Annotated in this window: 16 protein-coding genes; 11 read left to right on the forward strand and 5 right to left on the reverse strand. The window is 61.9% G+C overall.

What is annotated here, in order from left to right:
- Positions 1 to 273: 273 nt before the first annotated feature.
- Positions 274 to 1,566, reverse strand: coding sequence for a saccharopine dehydrogenase NADP-binding domain-containing protein (locus LG281_RS05040; RefSeq protein ID WP_404404987.1), 1,293 nt, complete (start codon positions 1,564 to 1,566; stop codon positions 274 to 276).
- A gap of 345 nt (positions 1,567 to 1,911) precedes the next feature.
- On the reverse strand, positions 1,912 to 2,964 hold the full coding sequence (locus LG281_RS05045; RefSeq protein ID WP_404406624.1) for a carboxynorspermidine decarboxylase: 1,053 nt from the start codon (positions 2,962 to 2,964) through the stop codon (positions 1,912 to 1,914).
- A 271-nt stretch (positions 2,965 to 3,235) separates the two neighbouring features.
- Here LG281_RS05045 and cobF point away from each other — a divergent pair, with 271 nt between their 5' ends.
- On the forward strand, positions 3,236 to 3,985 hold the full coding sequence (gene cobF / locus LG281_RS05050; protein ID WP_404404989.1) for a precorrin-6A synthase (deacetylating): 750 nt from the start codon (positions 3,236 to 3,238) through the stop codon (positions 3,983 to 3,985).
- Between the two features lie 2 nt (positions 3,986 to 3,987).
- Here cobF and LG281_RS05055 read toward each other — a convergent pair whose 3' ends face one another.
- Complete coding sequence (locus LG281_RS05055; protein WP_404404991.1) at positions 3,988 to 4,272, reverse strand: type II toxin-antitoxin system RelE/ParE family toxin; 285 nt, start codon at positions 4,270 to 4,272, stop codon at positions 3,988 to 3,990.
- Positions 4,269 to 4,748: a hypothetical protein gene (locus LG281_RS05060; RefSeq protein WP_404404993.1), complete on the reverse strand. Its 480-nt coding sequence runs from the start codon at positions 4,746 to 4,748 to the stop codon at positions 4,269 to 4,271. The genes LG281_RS05055 and LG281_RS05060 overlap by 4 nt, the downstream gene beginning before the upstream one ends.
- A 135-nt stretch (positions 4,749 to 4,883) precedes the next feature.
- Between LG281_RS05060 and LG281_RS05065 the strand changes: the two genes are divergently transcribed.
- The 8 genes from LG281_RS05065 (at position 4,884) to LG281_RS05100 (ending at position 13,182) form a co-directional block, all read left to right on the forward strand.
- Positions 4,884 to 6,152 (forward strand): precorrin-3B synthase, encoded by a 1,269-nt coding sequence (locus LG281_RS05065; RefSeq protein WP_404404995.1) that lies wholly within the window; start codon positions 4,884 to 4,886, stop codon positions 6,150 to 6,152.
- Between the two features lie 487 nt (positions 6,153 to 6,639).
- Complete coding sequence (locus tag LG281_RS05070; RefSeq protein WP_404404997.1) at positions 6,640 to 7,272, forward strand: precorrin-8X methylmutase; 633 nt, start codon at positions 6,640 to 6,642, stop codon at positions 7,270 to 7,272.
- Positions 7,269 to 8,000 (forward strand): precorrin-2 C(20)-methyltransferase, encoded by a 732-nt coding sequence (locus tag LG281_RS05075; RefSeq protein ID WP_404404999.1) that lies wholly within the window; start codon positions 7,269 to 7,271, stop codon positions 7,998 to 8,000. The genes LG281_RS05070 and LG281_RS05075 overlap by 4 nt, the downstream gene beginning before the upstream one ends.
- Positions 7,997 to 8,764, forward strand: coding sequence for a precorrin-3B C(17)-methyltransferase (locus tag LG281_RS05080; RefSeq protein ID WP_404405001.1), 768 nt, complete (start codon positions 7,997 to 7,999; stop codon positions 8,762 to 8,764). The genes LG281_RS05075 and LG281_RS05080 overlap by 4 nt, the downstream gene beginning before the upstream one ends.
- A gap of 350 nt (positions 8,765 to 9,114) precedes the next feature.
- Positions 9,115 to 10,344: a precorrin-6y C5,15-methyltransferase (decarboxylating) subunit CbiE gene (gene cbiE / locus LG281_RS05085; RefSeq protein WP_404405003.1), complete on the forward strand. Its 1,230-nt coding sequence runs from the start codon at positions 9,115 to 9,117 to the stop codon at positions 10,342 to 10,344.
- Complete coding sequence (gene cobM / locus LG281_RS05090; RefSeq protein ID WP_404405005.1) at positions 10,341 to 11,099, forward strand: precorrin-4 C(11)-methyltransferase; 759 nt, start codon at positions 10,341 to 10,343, stop codon at positions 11,097 to 11,099. The genes cbiE and cobM overlap by 4 nt, the downstream gene beginning before the upstream one ends.
- A gap of 126 nt (positions 11,100 to 11,225) precedes the next feature.
- Complete coding sequence (locus LG281_RS05095) at positions 11,226 to 11,783, forward strand: TRAP transporter small permease subunit (protein WP_404405007.1); 558 nt, start codon at positions 11,226 to 11,228, stop codon at positions 11,781 to 11,783.
- A 7-nt stretch (positions 11,784 to 11,790) separates the two neighbouring features.
- On the forward strand, positions 11,791 to 13,182 hold the full coding sequence (locus tag LG281_RS05100) for a TRAP transporter large permease subunit (protein ID WP_404405009.1): 1,392 nt from the start codon (positions 11,791 to 11,793) through the stop codon (positions 13,180 to 13,182).
- 149 nt (positions 13,183 to 13,331) lie between these two features.
- Here LG281_RS05100 and LG281_RS05105 read toward each other — a convergent pair whose 3' ends face one another.
- Positions 13,332 to 14,435 carry a TRAP transporter substrate-binding protein gene (locus tag LG281_RS05105; RefSeq protein ID WP_404405011.1) on the reverse strand — a complete coding sequence of 368 codons (1,104 nt, stop codon included), beginning with the start codon at positions 14,433 to 14,435 and terminating at the stop codon, positions 13,332 to 13,334.
- A gap of 248 nt (positions 14,436 to 14,683) precedes the next feature.
- Between LG281_RS05105 and LG281_RS05110 the strand changes: the two genes are divergently transcribed.
- Together LG281_RS05110 and LG281_RS05115 are read left to right on the forward strand one after the other, a co-directional pair.
- Positions 14,684 to 16,075 (forward strand): cache domain-containing protein, encoded by a 1,392-nt coding sequence (locus LG281_RS05110; RefSeq protein WP_404405013.1) that lies wholly within the window; start codon positions 14,684 to 14,686, stop codon positions 16,073 to 16,075.
- Positions 16,072 to 16,716, forward strand: a complete 645-nt coding sequence (locus tag LG281_RS05115; protein WP_404405015.1) for a response regulator — start codon at positions 16,072 to 16,074, stop codon at positions 16,714 to 16,716. The genes LG281_RS05110 and LG281_RS05115 overlap by 4 nt, the downstream gene beginning before the upstream one ends.
- Positions 16,717 to 17,097: the final 381 nt, after the last annotated feature.

The raw sequence follows: 17,097 nt of genomic DNA on the forward strand, positions 1-17,097 counted from the left end.
CCGTCATCCTCGCGCTTGACGCGAGGACCTGCAGCCTTGAAGCCGTCCGAGCAGGGGTTGGGCGCTTTGAGCTTGCGCGGCGCGCCCGACTTCTGCTCGGCACGCGGCAGCGTGGCGGGTCCTCGCGTCAAGCGCGAGGATGACGGTGATGGGGGATAGAGACGATGCAAACCTGCCAAATCCTCTGTGGCGTGATACTTGGTAGCCATAGCACAGAAAAGCCCGCCCCGGTCGAACCGGCGCGGGCCTACACGCTTTTCCGGACCTTTACTCTTACGAGCGGGCCGTCGCCTTGCGCTTTTCCTTGGCCTCCGATGCGACCCAATCCGCGAACGAGAGATCACGGTCGCCGTTCTCATCACGGATCGAGGTCTGGAGCCCCATCACGTTGAGCTGCCCAAGGAAGGGTTGCGGCGGAAGTTCTTCCACGTTCACCATCTTGTGGACGTCCCAGGTGCCTTTGGCGACAAGGATCGCCGCGGCGACGGGCGGCACGCCGGCAGTATAGGAGATCCCCTGGCTGCCCACCTCGTTATACGCGTCCTTGTGGTCCGCGACATTGTAGATGAAGACCTCGCGTTCCTCACCGTCCTTGATGCCTTTGACCTTGTCCCCGATGCAGGTCTTGCCTTCATATTCGGGGGCAAGCGAGGACGGATCGGGCAGCACGGCCTTCACCACCTTCAGGGGCACGACTTCGAGCCCCTCCGCGGTCGTCACCGGCTGCTCGGACAAGAGCCCGAGGTTCTTGAGCACCGTGAAGACGTTGATGTAGTGCTCGCCAAAACCCATCCAAAAGCGGATGTCGGGCACATCGAGATTGCGCGAGAGCGAATGCAGCTCGTCATGGCCGGAGAGGTAGGACGTGCGTTCGCCCACCACCGGCAGATCGTCGGTGCGCGAGACCTCGAACATCTTGTTGGTCTGCCACTGGCCGTCCTGCCAGGAATAGACCACGCCCGTGAACTCGCGGAAATTGATTTCGGGATCGAAATTGGTCGCGAAATACTTCCCGTGGCTGCCCGCATTGATGTCGATGATGTCGATCGAGGAAACCTCGTCGAAATACTCATCGACCGCCAGCGCGGCATAAGCGTTGACGACACCCGGGTCGAACCCCGCGCCGAGAATTGCCGTCACGCCGGCCTTCTCGCAGCGCTCGCGCCGCTTCCATTCGTAATTGCCGTACCAGGGGGGCGTCTCGCAGATCTTGTCGGGCTCTTCATGGATGGCCGTGTCGATATAAGCCACACCCGTCTGGATGCACGCTTCGAGGACGGACATGTTGATGAAGGCCGATCCGACATTGATGACGATCTGGGACCGGGTTTTCGCGATCAGGGCCTTTGTGGCCTCGATATCGAGCGCGTCGAGTTGATGCGCTTCGATGACACCGGGCTTTTTGAGCGCCTTCTTCTCGATGACACTCGCGATGATATCCCGGCATTTTTCGACCGTGCGCGAGGCGATATGGATGTCACCGAGGACATCGTTATGCTGCGCACACTTATGGGCGACGACTTGCGCCACACCTCCTGCACCGATGATCAGAACGTTCTTTTTCACTTCTCACGTAACACCTTTTCGAGAGGTTGAACTTCAGGGCCTGCTAACACTTATGGATAGGGGTTTGACGGGTCATAGCCCGAGCAACTTTCGTGGAAAATGCCGCGCCGTGGACGCTTTTCCACAAGCGGGATTTTTCGCGACAAGGGGCCGGGCTATGACCCGCCCGGAGGGTTTTGCATAAATCGCCCACTGACGGCGCGTTTCCCCTTGCGAAGGGGAGCCCCTTCGCTGCGGGAAAACACTTGGCATTGAACGATTTATGCAAAATCAAACCCCTATCCATAAGTGTTAGCAGGCCCTCACTACGCGACGCTGCCGAAGTCCGGGATCTCACCCCAAGCGTTACGACAGGCTCCGCGCGTAGTCCTCAAACGTGAACTCCCTTACGAGTTCCACCTGCCCGTCCAGATGCTTGACCGCTATTGCAGGCATATGGACACCGTTGAACCAGTTCTTCTTGACCATCGTGTAGCCGCCGGCATCGAGGATCGATATGCGGTCCCCCGCCTTGAGCTCGGTTTCGAACTGGAACTCCCCAAAAATGTCTCCGGCAAGACAGGTTTTGCCGCAGATCATATACGTGTGTGGCCCGGTATTCGGCGCCACGCTGGCGTATTCGTCATAAGTCAGCAGATCGAGCATATGCGCTTCGGTCGATGAGTCAACGATGGCCACATGCTTGCCGTTATAGACGACGTCCAGCACCGTCACCTCAAGCGAAGTCGATTGTGTCACCGTCGCCTCACCCGGCTCGAGATAAAGCTGTATGCCATAGCGTTCCGAAAGCCCCTTCAAGCGCTGCGCGAGCGCGTCGATAGGGTAGCCCTCGTTTGTGAACCTGATTCCACCGCCAAGGCTAACCCACTCCAACCCACGGAGAATTTCGCCATAGCGCTCCTCAATCTGCCCAAGCAGATTATCGAGGCTGTCGTACTCGTCGTTCTCGCAGTTGAAGTGGAACATCACCCCCGAGATCTTCCCGAGCACCGGCTCGATCCGCTCCATGTCCCATTCCCCCAGCCGCGAGAACGGGCGCGCGGGGTCCGCGAGGATAAAGTGCGAATGGCTCAGCCCCGGATTGATCCGCAGGCCGACCGACTTGCCCGCCGCGAACGCCTTATCCGAATACCGCTCGAACTGATTGACCGAATTGAAGATGATCTTGTCGCAATTGCCGATCGCCTCGTCGATCTCGTGATCGGCCCAGGCCACCGAATAGGCATGCGTCTCGCCACCGAATTTCTCGCGGCCGAGCTTCACTTCATTGAGCGAGGAGGACGTCGTCCCGTCCATATGGTCGCGCATCACGTCGAACACGGACCAGGTCGCGAAGGCCTTGAGCGCAAGGACGCATTTGACGCCCGACTGCGCGCGCAAATACGAGACTTTTTCCATGTTGCGGAGAATGACCGACTTGTCGAGCAGGTAATAGGGCGTTTGCAGCGTCAATCTTTACGTTCGAACCTCCTAGGTGCCCGCAACCGGGCACTTGGACACCAAAAATCCGCGCCGGAACAACGCGGAGAGGCACCATCTAAAGTTTGCGCCCCGCGCGCACAAGACCCCGCGAACAAAAAATCTCGGTGCACGGTAAACCGCAAGGTTTCGCGCCACCCCCGAACCCGGCTAGAAAGGCCGCAACAGAGCTTATCCGGATCGGCACGGCATGCGTCAAATCCTCGTCATCGGCATCGGCACGGGCAATCCCGCGCATATGACCGTCGAAGCCATCGACGCGCTCAACGCCGCCGATACGGTCTTCGTCCCCACCAAGGGCGACGAAAAGGCTGCCCTCGCCGCGATCCGGCGCGCCATCGTCGCACGCTACGTCACATCAGCCCACCGCAACGTCGAATTCGCCCTGCCCATCCGCGACGCCGCCCATCCGGACTATCAGCGCGGCGTCGCCGAATGGCACGAGGCCATCGCCGACCAGTACGAGACTCTCATCTCGGACATGGACGAAAACGAAACCGGCGCTCTCCTCGTCTGGGGCGATCCCGGCCTCTACGACAGCACGTTGCGCATCCTCGAACGCGTCAAATCGCGCGGCACGCTCGATTTCACCGTCCGCGTCATCCCCGGCCTCACCAGCATCCAGATCCTCACCGCCGCCTTCGCCATCCCGCTCAACACCATCGGCAACCCCGTGACGATCACCACCGGCCGCAAGCTCCGCGAGAGCTGGCCCGAGGGCGCCGACAGCGTCGTCGTGATGCTCGACGGGCAAAAATCCTACGAACAGATCGACCCCGAAGGGCTCCACATCTATTGGGGCGCCTATGTCGGCATGGACGCGGAAATCCTGATCGAAGGCCCGCTCTCGGAGGTTGCCGCGGAGATTTCGAAGGCGCGGGACGCGGCGCGCAAGGCGCATGGCTGGATCATGGATGTGTATTTACTGCGCAGAATGTAACGCTATGGGGGCCCCGGCCACCTCTGCGCCCCATGTAGTACGCGGAGCACCTCGACCACATCGTCAACTTTATAAATGACAACGAAGGGCGTGCGCACGACGATAAGCTCGCGCGTGCCGTTCAACCGGCCTTCTCTGCCGGAGAACGGATAGTCCTGCAGCCGTGCAATCTGCGTTTCAAGCTCGTCACGCACGCGGATCGCCGCCATGACATCATCGAGCGCGATATAATCGGTGAGCGCCTCGAGATCGTCTTCGGCTTCCTGAGACCAGATAAGGCGCTTCATTCACCGCGCTCAATGCGCGCAAGCAATTCCGCCCGCTTCTTTTGCCATGAGCGCTTGTGCTCTTCGTCCGAGATCATCCGAACGGTCCCGGCCGCAATCCCGTCCAACGTCTTCTGCACCTCCGCCCGGAACCAGGAGTCATGCTCTGCCGCTTCCTGCAACTGGCGCTGCCGTTCCGCAGCGTCCGGCCGCTCGCGCTTGTTCACCTCCGGGTCGTACGCCTCCGCATCCACCGTAAATTGCGGCATACCCAGCTCATGGTGCACGAAAGCCGCGACGGTATTAAGGTTGCGCCAGAGACGCATCCGGTGGGAACGCTGCGCTGCAATCACACGCTCATGATTGCCGTAGCGCACGAGCACTGCCCACCCCCCAGGCCGCCCAAGCACCACCGCCCCCTCGATTGCTTGCGCATCGACAAGGGCTTTGACAGCCTTGCTGTCGATCATTTCCAGCGGTGCTGTCCGGTGCACCATAACGTTTTTCCTCATTGAATAAATGTGCTGCAATTATTCAATAATTGCACCGCACAGTCCAGCGTACTCCGCCGCTTTGCTCCGCCCCGCGCACCCTGATAAGACTCTCGCCAAACCGGGAGTCGCCTCACGCATATGCCATCCGCCAGCCCGCAAAAGCCCGCCCCGCGCGGCGCCTGTCCCAGTCTCGCCGCCCCCATGCAGACGGCGGACGGGCTGCTCGCGCGTTTCCGCCCACAGGGCGGCGCGCTGACACCCGCGCAACTTGCCGCGCTCGCCGATGCAGCCGAAGCTTTTGGCAATGGGCGGATCGAAGTCACCGCGCGCGGCAACCTGCAGGTGCGCGGGCTCAGAGATGAAACCGTCTCTCCCTTACGCGCCGCGTTCGATGACGCCGGCATCGCCGCGGTCACCGGCATTGCAATCGAAATCTCCCCCATCGCCGGGCGCGATCCCAAGGAGACCGCCGATCCGCGTCCGCTTGCACAAGCGCTCAAACCGGTCTGCGACGCCGCGCTTGCCCGCGCGCCGCTCTCGCCCAAGCTCGCGATCACCATCCTGAGCGGCGGCCAGATCCGGCTCGACAATCTCAAATCCGACATCCGGCTGATCGCGCAGGCCGAAGGCTGGGTGCTCGAAACCGGCGGCCAGACGCTCGGCCAACTCGACGAGGCCGATGTCCCCGAAACGGTCGATGCGCTTTTGAGCAGGCTGCAGGCCAGAGGCCCGCGCGCCCGCGGCACCGATCTCGAAGCACCGGAACTGCGCACCGCCCTGCCCCATCTGCACCCGGCGCCCCCGGCGTTCACCCAGCCGGTCTATTTCTCCATGGGCCCGCTCGCGCTTGCCGATGGCGAACCGGGCCTGCGGATCGGTGTACCCTTCGGCCAGGACAAAGCCGGATCGCTGCGGACGCTTGCAAAGACCCTCGAAGCCCACGGCGTTGACGCCGTCACCCCCGCCCCGGACCGGACACTGGTTCTGACCGGCTTCGACAGCGCGGCCCTGCAAGCTCTGTCCCCCGCCGTCGCGGCACTTGGCTACTGGACGCGTCCGAACGCCGAGGGGGCCGCGCTCACGCTTTGCTCGGGTGCGGAAGCGAGCAAGAACGGCGTTATCCACGCCGCCGACGTCGCGACTGCCTTCCTCGCCACGGCACCGGATCTGATCGACGGCTCGTTCCACATCCACGTCTCGACCTGCGCCAAGGGCTGCGCCTATCCGGGCCGTCCGGGCCTGATGCTCACAGGCAACCGCCTGGTTCTCCATGGGGAGGGAGCGGAAAACCCGCTTGCGCTCCTCGACCCGAACGCTATTGAAGAGGCAATCGCCGATCTCGCGCTCCGCGCCCGGGCCAACCGCCCCGCGAACGGCACCAGTCTCGATAGCTTCAGGCAGATCTAGAAGATGACTCATTGCGCACCTTCCGGCACCGGCGACGAACGGCTCAAGCACAGCGTCCCAACGTGCACGGTTCCCCTTCTCCCCTTGAGGGAGAAGGTGGGCCTCGCGCAGCGAGGGTCGGATGAGGGGTGCGCGCCAGCGACAATGCACGAACGCTGCGCTGTTCGCAGCACTGCAGGCACCCCTCATCCGACCGCTTCGCGACCACCTTCTCCCTCAAGGCAGGGCTATCGCATATGAGCAGTGCGTGTGGCTCCACCCCACCCCTAACCCCTCCCCATCAAGGGGAGGGAGACATGCCGTGCCTCCGGCGGGGCAGTGCACAGAGTCCCCCTCTCCCTTGTGGGGAGGGGTTAGGGGTGGGGGTATTCGGCGCAAGCCGAAGTCATATGCGATTGCCCTGTCCCTCAAGGGGAGAAGGAACGCCGTGCGGATGGCAAGGCCGTGCCTCAAAGAGCGTGCCAATCAGGATGAACGGAACACGCCTATGACCACCTACGACTATATCCGCGACGGCGAGGCGATCTACCGCCAGTCCTTCGCGACGATCAGAGCCGAAGCCGACCTCTCCCGCTTCTCGCCAGCGGAAGCCGAGGTCGCGGTGCGGATGATCCACGCCTGCGGAATGGTCGAAGCGGCAGAGCATTTCCGCTTCTCCGAAGGCTTCGTCGATACCGCCCGCAATGCTCTCCAGAACGGCGCCCCGATCTTCACAGACGCCGAAATGGTCGCGCGCGGCGTCACCCGTGCGCGCTTGCCGGCGAACAACGACGTCATCTGCGAACTGCACAATCCCGAAACGCCCTATCTCGCGCAGGATCACGGCAACACCCGCTCGGCTGCCGCGATCCACATCTGGCTCCCCCGGCTCGAAGGCGCGCTCGTCGCCATCGGCAATGCGCCCACCGCGCTCTTCCACCTGCTCGAACTCCTGCGCGACGGCGCGCCAAAGCCCGCCGCGATCATCGGCATGCCCGTTGGCTTCGTCGGCGCAGCCGAGTCAAAACAAGCGCTTAGCGAGAATTCCTACGGCGTTCCTTACGCCATCGTCGAAGGCCGATTGGGCGGCAGCGCAATGACCGCGGCGGCCATCAACGCACTGGCGAGGCCCGGCCTATGACCGAACCGGGAAAACTGATCGGCGTCGGTACGGGCCCCGGCGATCCAGAACTTCTGACGCTCAAGGCGGTGCGGGCCATCCTCAATGCCGATGTCATCGCGCACTTTTTAAAGAAAGGCCGCAACGGCAACGCGCGCGGCATCGTCGCGCCGCACTGGCCCGCCAAGGCCATCGAACTGCCGCTCGCCTATCCGGTGACGACCGAACTCGACCGCAAGGAAGACGCCTACAGAGACTCAATCGCCGCCTTCTTCGATGAGTCCGCGACAGCCATTGCCGGCCATCTCGATGCCGGTCGCACCGTGGCCGTCCTCTCCGAAGGCGATCCGTTCTTCTACGGTTCCTACATGCACATCCATGCCCGGCTGGCGCCCCGCTACGAGACCGAGGTGATCCCCGGCGTCACCAGCCTTTCGGGCTGCTGGTCGGAGGCTGGCGTGCCCCTGATGCAGGGCGATGATATCTTCACGGTCCTCCCCGGCACGCTCTCGCGCGAAACGCTGGCACTTCGCCTCAGGGACACAGACAGTGCGGTCATCATGAAGGTCGGGCGCAACCTGCCCAAAATCCGTGGCGCACTCGAAGACGCAGGCAAGCTCGACCGCGCCATCTATGTCGAGCGCGGCACCATGGCGGCCTCAAAAGTCGTTCGCCTTGCCGAGCGCGACGGCACCCCCGCCCCCTATTTCTCGCAAATCCTCGTACCCGGCTGGACGGAACGGCCATGACCGGCGCGCTCTATGTCATCGGCACCGGGCCGGGAAACCCCGAGCAGATGACGCTCGAAGCGCAGGCTGCGGTCGCGGCGTCGACGCTGTTCTTCGGCTATAAGCCCTATCTCGACCGCCTCGAGCTTCGCCCGAACCAGGAGCGCCACGCCTCGGACAACCGCGAAGAGCTCGCCCGCGCCCGCGCCGCCCTCGATGCCGCGTTGGCCGGCAAGACCGTTTGCATGGTCTCGGGTGGAGACCCAGGCGTCTTCGCCATGGCCGCCGCCGTCTGCGAAGCCATCGATGCCGACCGCGAAACCTATGGCGCAGTCCCGCTCAGCATTGTCCCCGGCATCACCGCAATGATGGCCGTCGCCGCACGCCTCGGCGCGCCCCTGGGCAACGACTTCTGCGCCATCTCGCTTTCGGACAATCTCAAGCCCTGGACGGTCATCGAAACCCGCCTGCGCGCCGCCGCAAGCGCCGGGTTCGCCATAGCGCTATACAACCCGATCTCAAAAGCTCGCCCCTTGCAATTGGGCAAAGCTTTCAGCACTTTGCGCGAAATCCTGCCCAATTCGATTCCGGTGATTTTCGGCCGTGCCATCGGCCGCCCGGACGAAGCGATCCAGACCGTGCCCCTTGCGGATGCCCACCCCGATATGGCGGATATGGCCACCTGCATCCTCATCGGCAACGCCCATACGCGCGTGGTGCCGCGCGACGGCCAGCCCGACCTCGTCTACACCCCGCGCTTCGTGCCGGAGGCGGAGAATGAGTAAGGCGCGAGCACTGTTCTCTCAACCGACACTCCCCTTCCCGTCGTCATCCGCGGGCTTGACCCGCGGACCTGGCAACGCCGCCACCGGTGGAGCGCGGAAGAAACGTCGCAAGGTCGCCGGGTCAAGCCCGGCGGTATCCGGTTTTAGCCAACGGGCTGCCACACCCCCACCATGTCATCCCGGGCTTGTCCCGGGACAAGGTATGCGCGCCGCTCTCGGTTCTATCCTCGACATGCGTGGATTCCTTCCCGCTCCTCCCTTGGCACGCTCTGGTGCAAGAATCGAAAACGGCGCGCATACCTTGCCCCGGGACTTCGCCCGGGGTGACCTCAGGGAGGATGGAAAAGCCAATGCCTGACCGCTGGCTCACCATCATCGGTATCGGTGAAGATGGCCTCGACGGCCTTCCCCCGGCCACACGCACGCTCATCACCGATGCCGAAATCGTCTTCGGCGGCGCCCGCCATCTCGGCCTTGTGGAATCTCTCGGCCTCAAGGAAACGCGCCGCTGGCAGTCCCCCTTCGAAACCTCCATCGAAGAGATCGTGCGCCTGAGAAACCGGAAACGCGTCTGCGTCCTCGCCTCGGGCGACCCGTTCTCGCACGGCGTCGGCGCGACGCTCGCCAAGCGTATAAATGCGTCCGAAATGCACGTTATCCCCGCCCCCTCCGCCTTCTCGCTCGCCGCCGCGCGCATGGGCTGGGCGCTTCAGGACGTGACAACGCTCTCGCTCCACGGCCACCCCATTGCGCTCGTCCTCCCGCACCTGCATCCGGGCCGCCGCATCCTCGCGCTGACCTCCGATGGCACCGCGCCGGGCCAGATCGCGCGGCTCCTCTCCGATAACGGGTTCGGCCCAAGCCCGCTCACCGTCCTCGAGGCCCTCGGCGGCGCCGATGAAGCGGTACGTGAGGTGCGGGCCGATCAATACGCCCTCGAAAACGTGAGTCCTCTCAACGTCCTGGCCATCGAGGTGAACGCAGAGAGTCACGCGCGGGTCCTGCCGCTCACACCGGGCTTGAACGACGACCTCTTCGAAACCGACGGCCAGATCACCAAGCGCGAGGTCCGGGCCTTTACGCTTTCGTCCCTCTCCCCCTTACGCGGACAGCTACTGTGGGACATCGGCGCAGGTTCGGGCTCGGTCGCGATAGAATGGCTCCTCGCCGACCCCTCCCTCAAGGCCATCGCCATCGAACCCGACGCTGCCCGCCGCGCCCGCATCGCCGCCAACGCCACCGCCTTCGGCGTCCCCGGTCTCGAGGTGAAGACAGGTAGCGCGCCCGAGGCGCTCGCGGGTCTTCCAACGCCCGACGCCATCTTCATCGGAGGGGGCGGTACGGATGACGGCGTACTCGACGCCGCAATAAAAGCCCTCCGCATCGGAGGGCGGCTCGTCGCCAATGCGGTGACCCTCGAAATGGAAACCCTGCTCTCGGTCGTCCACCGCGAACTGGGCGGCACCCTCACCCGCATTGCCATTTCGCGCGCCGAGCCGCTGGGGTCGATGACCGGCTGGAGACCCGCCATGCCGGTCACCCAATGGGTATGGATCAAGCGTGAAGGGACGATGGCATGACCGTGCATTTCATCGGCGCCGGCCCCGGCGCGGCGGATCTCATTACCGTGCGCGGACTTAGGCTCGTTACGACCTGTCCGGTGTGCCTTTATGCCGGCTCCATCATTCCTCCCACAATTGTTTCATCGTGCCCATCGAACGCGCGCGTCGTCGACACCGCTCCGCTCTCGCTCGACGAGATCGAGGCGGAGTTTTTATCCGCGCATAACAAGGGCTTAGACGTCGCGCGCCTCCATTCGGGCGATCTTTCGGTCTGGAGCGCCGTCGCCGAGCAGATCCGCCGCCTCGAGCGCCACGACATCCCCTATACCCTCACCCCCGGCGTCCCCGCCTTCGCCGCCGCAGCCGCATCGCTGGGGCGCGAGCTCACGATCCCCGGCGAGGCACAAAGCCTTGTTCTCACACGCCTTTCCGGCCGCGCCTCGCAGATGCCCGAGGGCGAAACGCTCGCCAATTTCGGCAAAACCGGCGCCACTTTGGCCATCCACCTCGCCATCCACCGCATCGCCGACATCGTCGCCGAACTGACCCCCCTCTACGGCCCCGACTGCCCGGTCGCCATCGTCGCCTGGGCGAGCTGGGACACCGAGAGGATTGTCCGCGGAACCCTTGAAACCATTGAAGAAATTCTCGCCGCCGACCCGATCGAGCGCACCGCCATCATCTTCATCGGCCGCAGTCTGGGCACCGCCGATTTCCGCGAAAGCGCCCTCTATAGCCCGGATTACCAGCGCCGCTTCCGCGGTCGGGAGTGAAAATACCCAGTTCTACGGGCATTTGCGCGTGACCATGCGCTGCCACCCACTGAATCGCGTTGCGGTTTGCGAGGGCTGCCGATAGCGGTATGCTCCAAGAAAACCCGGATTCCTAGGGAGGGGCACATGCGTATGCTTGCCATCGCGGTTCAGGCCATTGGCAGCCTGAACCGGCTCGTTGGTCATATATTTTCCTGGTTCAGCGTAGGGGTCGTCCTGGTCTGTTTCGCAGTCGTCGTACTGCGTTACGGCTTCGGAACGACCTATTTGTGGATGCAGGATCTCTATGTCTGGCTCAGCGGGGCCATGTTCACGGCGGTTGCCGGTTTCGCACTCTTTCGCGACGACCACGTCCGTGTCGATATCTTCTACCGCCCGGCATCGCTGCGCTGGAAGGCGATTGCCGATATCATCGGCGTGGTTTTCTTCCTGCTCCCGTTCATGAGCGTGATTCTCATCTGGGGCATCCCTTACGTTCAGCGCTCCTGGCACTATTTCGAGGGATCGGCGAATATCGGCGGAATGCCAGGACTTTTCGTTCTCAAGAGCTTCATTCTCGCCTTTGCCATACTGATCGCGCTACAGGGCATCGCAATGATCTGCCGATCCATTCTCGTTCTGGCGGACAAGGAAGACATGCTTCCCCCGCTCTACCGCTACCCGTCCACCGCAGCCGAGGAGTAGCGGGAAGATGTCGACTGTTTTGATTGGTGAAGTTCTTTCCGGCCTTCTTTTCTTCGGCGTGATCGGCTTTCTGCTATTGGGTTTTCCCGTTGCCTTCACCCTTGCGGGTACCTCGCTGCTCTTCGGCCTGGTCGGCATGTGGTTCGGGGTTTTCGACCCCTCGAACCTCGGAGCGCTGGCCTCGCGTTATATCGGGTACATGACCAACGAAGTCCTGGTCGCCGTACCGCTCTTCATCTTTATGGGCGTCATGCTCGAGCGCTCGAAGATTGCCGAACAGCTTCTACTCACCATGGGCAAGCTCTTTGGAAAGCTGCGTGGCGGGTTGGGCATTTCGGTCATCGTCGTCGGCGCTCTGCTCGCTGCGTCAACGGGCGTGGTGGGCGCCACGGTCGTCACCATGGGACTCATCTCGCTGCCCGCGATGATGCGGGCCGGCTACGACCCCAAGCTCGCCAGCGGCGTTATCTGTGCATCGGGCACGCTTGGGCAGATCATCCCGCCGTCGACGGTGCTCATCTTCATGGGCGATATGCTCTCCTCCATCAACGCCCAAGTGCAAATGGAAATGGGCAATTTCGCCCCCGTTCCGGTGACTGTCGGCGACCTGTTCGCCGGCGCCTTTATTCCGGGACTATTGCTGGTTGCCATCTATATCGGCTGGATGATTTTCAAGGCTATTACCGACCCCGAAACTTGCCCGGCGACACCGATGACACCTGAAGAGCGCAAGGGCATCTGGCGGGACGTAATCGTCGCGCTGATCCCACCGCTTGTCCTTATCTTTGCTGTGCTCGGTTCTATCCTCACTGGCATTGCTACGCCGACAGAGGCTGGCTCCGTCGGAGCCGTCGGCGCTACATTGCTTGCAGGCCTGCGCTGGCGGTTGTCCTTCCGGGTGGTGCGCGAAGCGGCCATCGCGACCGCGACGATCACGTCGATGATCTTCATTATCCTGTTCGGTGCGTCGGTCTTCTCAATCGTTTTCCGGCTCATGGGCGGCGACAATCTCGTCCACGAATTCCTCACCGGCCTGCCGGGCGGGGCGATTGGCGCCATGGTCGTCGTCATGGCGATCATGTTCGTTTTGGGGTTCATCCTCGACACGTTCGAGATCATCTTCATCATCATCCCGATCACCGCGCCGATCCTTCTGACACTCGGTATCGACCCGATCTGGCTGGGCGTGATGGTGGGTGTTAACCTCCAGACCAGCTTCATGACGCCGCCGTTCGGCTTCTCGCTGTTCTATCTGCGGGGGGTCGCGCCGAACGCGATTTCAACCGGGATGATCTATCGTGGTGCCCTGCCCTTTGTCGCCCTGCAGATCGTCGCGATCGCTCTACTGTTCTTCTTCCCGCAAATCGTAACGTGGTTGCCGAGCGTCGTTTACAGTTAGGTTCGACATAACCGCAAAAGGGGCACTTCAGGGTGCCCCTTTTTGATTAATCAGCCAAGCGAACCATCAAGAGCAAACATATTGCCCACAAAAATGGCCCGGGTGGCAAAGCCCGGGCCATTCGCTTTTCTCGCGTGGCTTTAGATAATTTAGCTCAGCGAGAAAAATTGTTCACGGGCACGCATGAAGCCCATATCGGTGGCTTCAGTGCGGCTGCGAAGGAGGTTCAGGGCCGAGATATAGCTCTCGATCGTCTTTTTGGTCAGCGCATCACCGTTCTCGCGGATACCGGTCAGAAGCTCGGTTGCGGCCTGTGCGCCAGCTTCGAGGATTTCATCGGGGAACGTCCGCAAGGTCACGCCGTGATCGTTGACGAGCGTCTGGAGAGCACGAGGATCGTTGGCATAGAAGTCGGACGCAACCTGATCGTATTCTGCCTGGCAGACGTCGCGCACGATGGCCTGAAGGTCTTCGGGGAGTTCGAGGTACTTCGCCTTGTCCACGACGAGTTCGGTCGCAAGGCCCGGCTCGTTGAAGCTTGGGAAGTAGTAGTTCTTGCAAATCTGGTAGAAACCCAAAGCAAGGTCGTTATAGGGACCCACGAATTCAGCCGCATCGAGCGTACCCGACTGAAGCGCCTGGAAGATTTCGCCGCCCGCTAGGTTGGTCACCGAAGCACCCATCTTCTCCCAGACTTGACCGCCGAGACCGGGCGTACGGAAGCGCAGGCCCTGGATGTCGGCAAGGCCGGTGATCTCATTGCGGAACCAGCCGCCAGCCTGCGTGCCGGTATCACCCGAAAGGAAACCCTTCAGGCCGAACTGGTCGTAGATTTCGTCCCAGATGTCCTGGCCACCCAAATAGCGCACCCATGCGGCGAGCTCGCGGCTCGTCATGCCGTAGGGTACACCGGTGAAGAACGAGAGGCCCTGGCTCTTGTTCTGCCAGTAATAGGCCGCGCCGTGGCTCATTTCGGCCGTGCCGTCGATGACGGCGTCGATCGACTGAAGCGCGGGAACGAGTTCACCGGCGGCGAAGACCTGCACCGAAAGCCTTCCACCCGATGCGGCAGTAATCCGGTCGGCAAGGCGCTGGGCGCCGACGCCAAGGCCGGGGAAGTTCTTGGGCCAGGTGGTGACCATGCGCCAGGTGATGTTGCCCTGCGCAATCGCCGGAGCGGCCAGACCTGCGGTCGCAGCGGCAGCGCCAGCCGACATTACGCCGGCCTTTTTGAAAAAGTCGCGTCTTTTCATCTATTTCCTCCCGAGGGCGCATGCTGCGCCTCTTGAAACGGTACCGAGTTTTTGCCCGTCCCCCAGCCGCATAGACCCAGCCTCGGACGTAGCGCGGGGCAAGCAGAGCGCAAAGCCGAGCGCACTGTCGAGCCCCGGTTGCTGATGGTGACAATCTTTGTGACGAAATGCTACCCACTACTACGCAGATCGGTCGGCCAAATCCGTGCTATTAAGAGCAAAAGGCCGGAGGAGGCTTTCAGAGAAATATGCAGCTACGCCATCAGATTCTCGCGCTGTCGGTGGTACCGCTGGTGCTGGCAATACTGGCCATCACGACGCTTGTCACCTGGCAGTCGACGCAGCTTGCGCGCACCAGTATCGATACTTTCGAGCGCAATATGCTCCAAGCCAAGCAGACCGAGCTTTTGAACCTCACCAATCTCGCGATCTCGGCGATTAGTGAAATCTACCAGAACGCCGGACCTGACGACGAGGCAGCCAAACAGCAGGTGCGGGATATTCTCTCTTCGCTCGATTATGGCGAGGACGGATATTTCTTCGTCTATGACTATGACGGCAACAACGTCGTTCACCCACGCCAGCCGTTCAGAGTTGGAGAGAACTGGATCGATTTGCAGGATCCCAATGGGGACTTCGTGATCGCCAACTTGATCGAAAAGGCACGCGAAGGTGGTGGACTGCATCAGTATATGTGGGAAAAGCCCTCTGCTGAGACGATCGCCGAAAAACTGTCCTTTGCCGTCGGGCTCGACAAGTGGGAGTGGATGCTGGGAACCGGGGTTTATCTCGATGACGTATACGCCCAGACCGCGGCAGCCAATGCCGATCTGCGGAACTCCATCAATTCGACCTTCCTCACCGTCGCGCTGATCGCGGTGCCCTCGGTGCTTCTGGTTTTCGGCACGTGGATGGTCCTCAACCTCCATGAACGGCGGCTGGCGGATACCAAACTCAAAGAACTGACGCAGCGGGTGATCGACACCCAGGAAGAAGAGCGGACCCGGATTGCGCGGGAACTGCATGACGGGATTTCGCAAATCCTCATAGGCGTGCGCTATGCGATCGATCTGGCCCGGCGGAAGGTGCAGAACGGTGCAGACGGCGCGTTCGAAGCGATCGACAAAGGCGCCGAGGCACTCAATGGCGCCATCAAGGAAGTGCGGCGTTTGAGCCACGACCTGCGTCCCTCGGCGCTTGACGATCTTGGGCTTTCCGCCGCGCTCGAAGCGCTCACGCATAATTTCATCGAGCGAACCGGCATTTGTGTGGACCTCGAAGCGGTCGCGTTCAAGAACGTCATTATTCCCGAATCCAAAACCGCACTCTATCGCGTCGCGCAAGAAGCGCTCAACAACATCGAGCGGCATGCCAATGCAACACATGTCAGGATAAAGCTTTCAAGCCCGCATGGCCGGGTGCAAATGGTGATCAGCGACAATGGACGCGGCTTTGCCGAACACACACGCAAAAAACCGGGCGTCGGTCCCGGCGGTCTGGGCCTGCGGAATATGCAGGAGCGCATGGCCCATTTCGGCGGTACGCTGTTGGTCGATACCGGTCCTTCGGGCACCACGCTCCATGCAACGCTGCCCAAGTCGGTCTTCATCAAATCGTCAAAGCTGGCAAACGTCGCATGACCCGTCTCACACCCATCAAGGTTCTTCTCGTCGATAACCATCCGCTGGTGCTCGATGGACTCAAGGCGATCCTGGAAACCTATGATCATATCGACGTGGTCGGTGCCGCGCCGTCAGCACGCGCGGCGTTGGAGATCGCGCGGGCAAGCCAGCCCGACGTCGTCTTGATGGATATCAACATGCCCGAACTCAACGGACTCGATGCCATTGAACTTTTCAAGGAGCAGACACCGGCAACACGGCTTCTGATGCTCTCGATGCACGACAGCCGGGAATATATCTCGACCTCGGTCATGTATGGCGCGTCGGGCTATATCCTCAAGGACGTCTCGACCGATGAGATCATCAACGCCATAGAAACGGTGGCCAATGGCGGCACCTTCTTTTCTTCGGGGGTTTCCGACGTTCTGCTCGAACGCAGGGCGGACGCAAAAACGCGGGCGCTCACGACCCGCGAGCAGGCAATCCTGCTGCTGATCGCCGGGGGCAAGAGCAACAAGGATGTCGCGGCCACGCTCGACATTTCGACGCGGACGGTCGAAACGCACCGCAAGAACATAAAGAAAAAGCTCGGCATTGCGACGACAGCGGGCCTGACCCGCTATGCGATCGAAAACGGGCTGATCGGCAACGATAATTAGAGCCTGATTTAAAATTCGGCGGCGGAGGGCTGGCGAGGGATTTTCGGTCGTGAAAGGTGGAAAATCGGAGGCAATGCAGGGCAATCGCTTGAAGCGAAATTTCCCACGAATGCGGCATTGCTGAACGCACTGCACCTGCTCCCCCCACCGTCATCCTCGCGTCCAGCGCGAGGATGACGGTGGGGTATGGGATGGCGTAGCACGAGAACCGATAGCGGAGTGCCGGAGAGAGGGGAGAGCGTGGTGCAAGAGCGATAATGCCTGAGGAAGAGGTGTCGCATGCGAGGGGGGCGTGTGCCGCCCTCATCCGGCCGCTTTCGCGGCCACCCTTGAGCCCTCGGTCGCCGCAAGACGAGGGCCGGGATGAGGGGAGGGAACGCG

Origin of the sequence: Pelagibacterium halotolerans (assembly GCF_044811015.1) — a bacterium.
In the GTDB taxonomy this organism is placed as follows: domain Bacteria; phylum Pseudomonadota; class Alphaproteobacteria; order Rhizobiales; family Devosiaceae; genus Pelagibacterium; species Pelagibacterium halotolerans_A.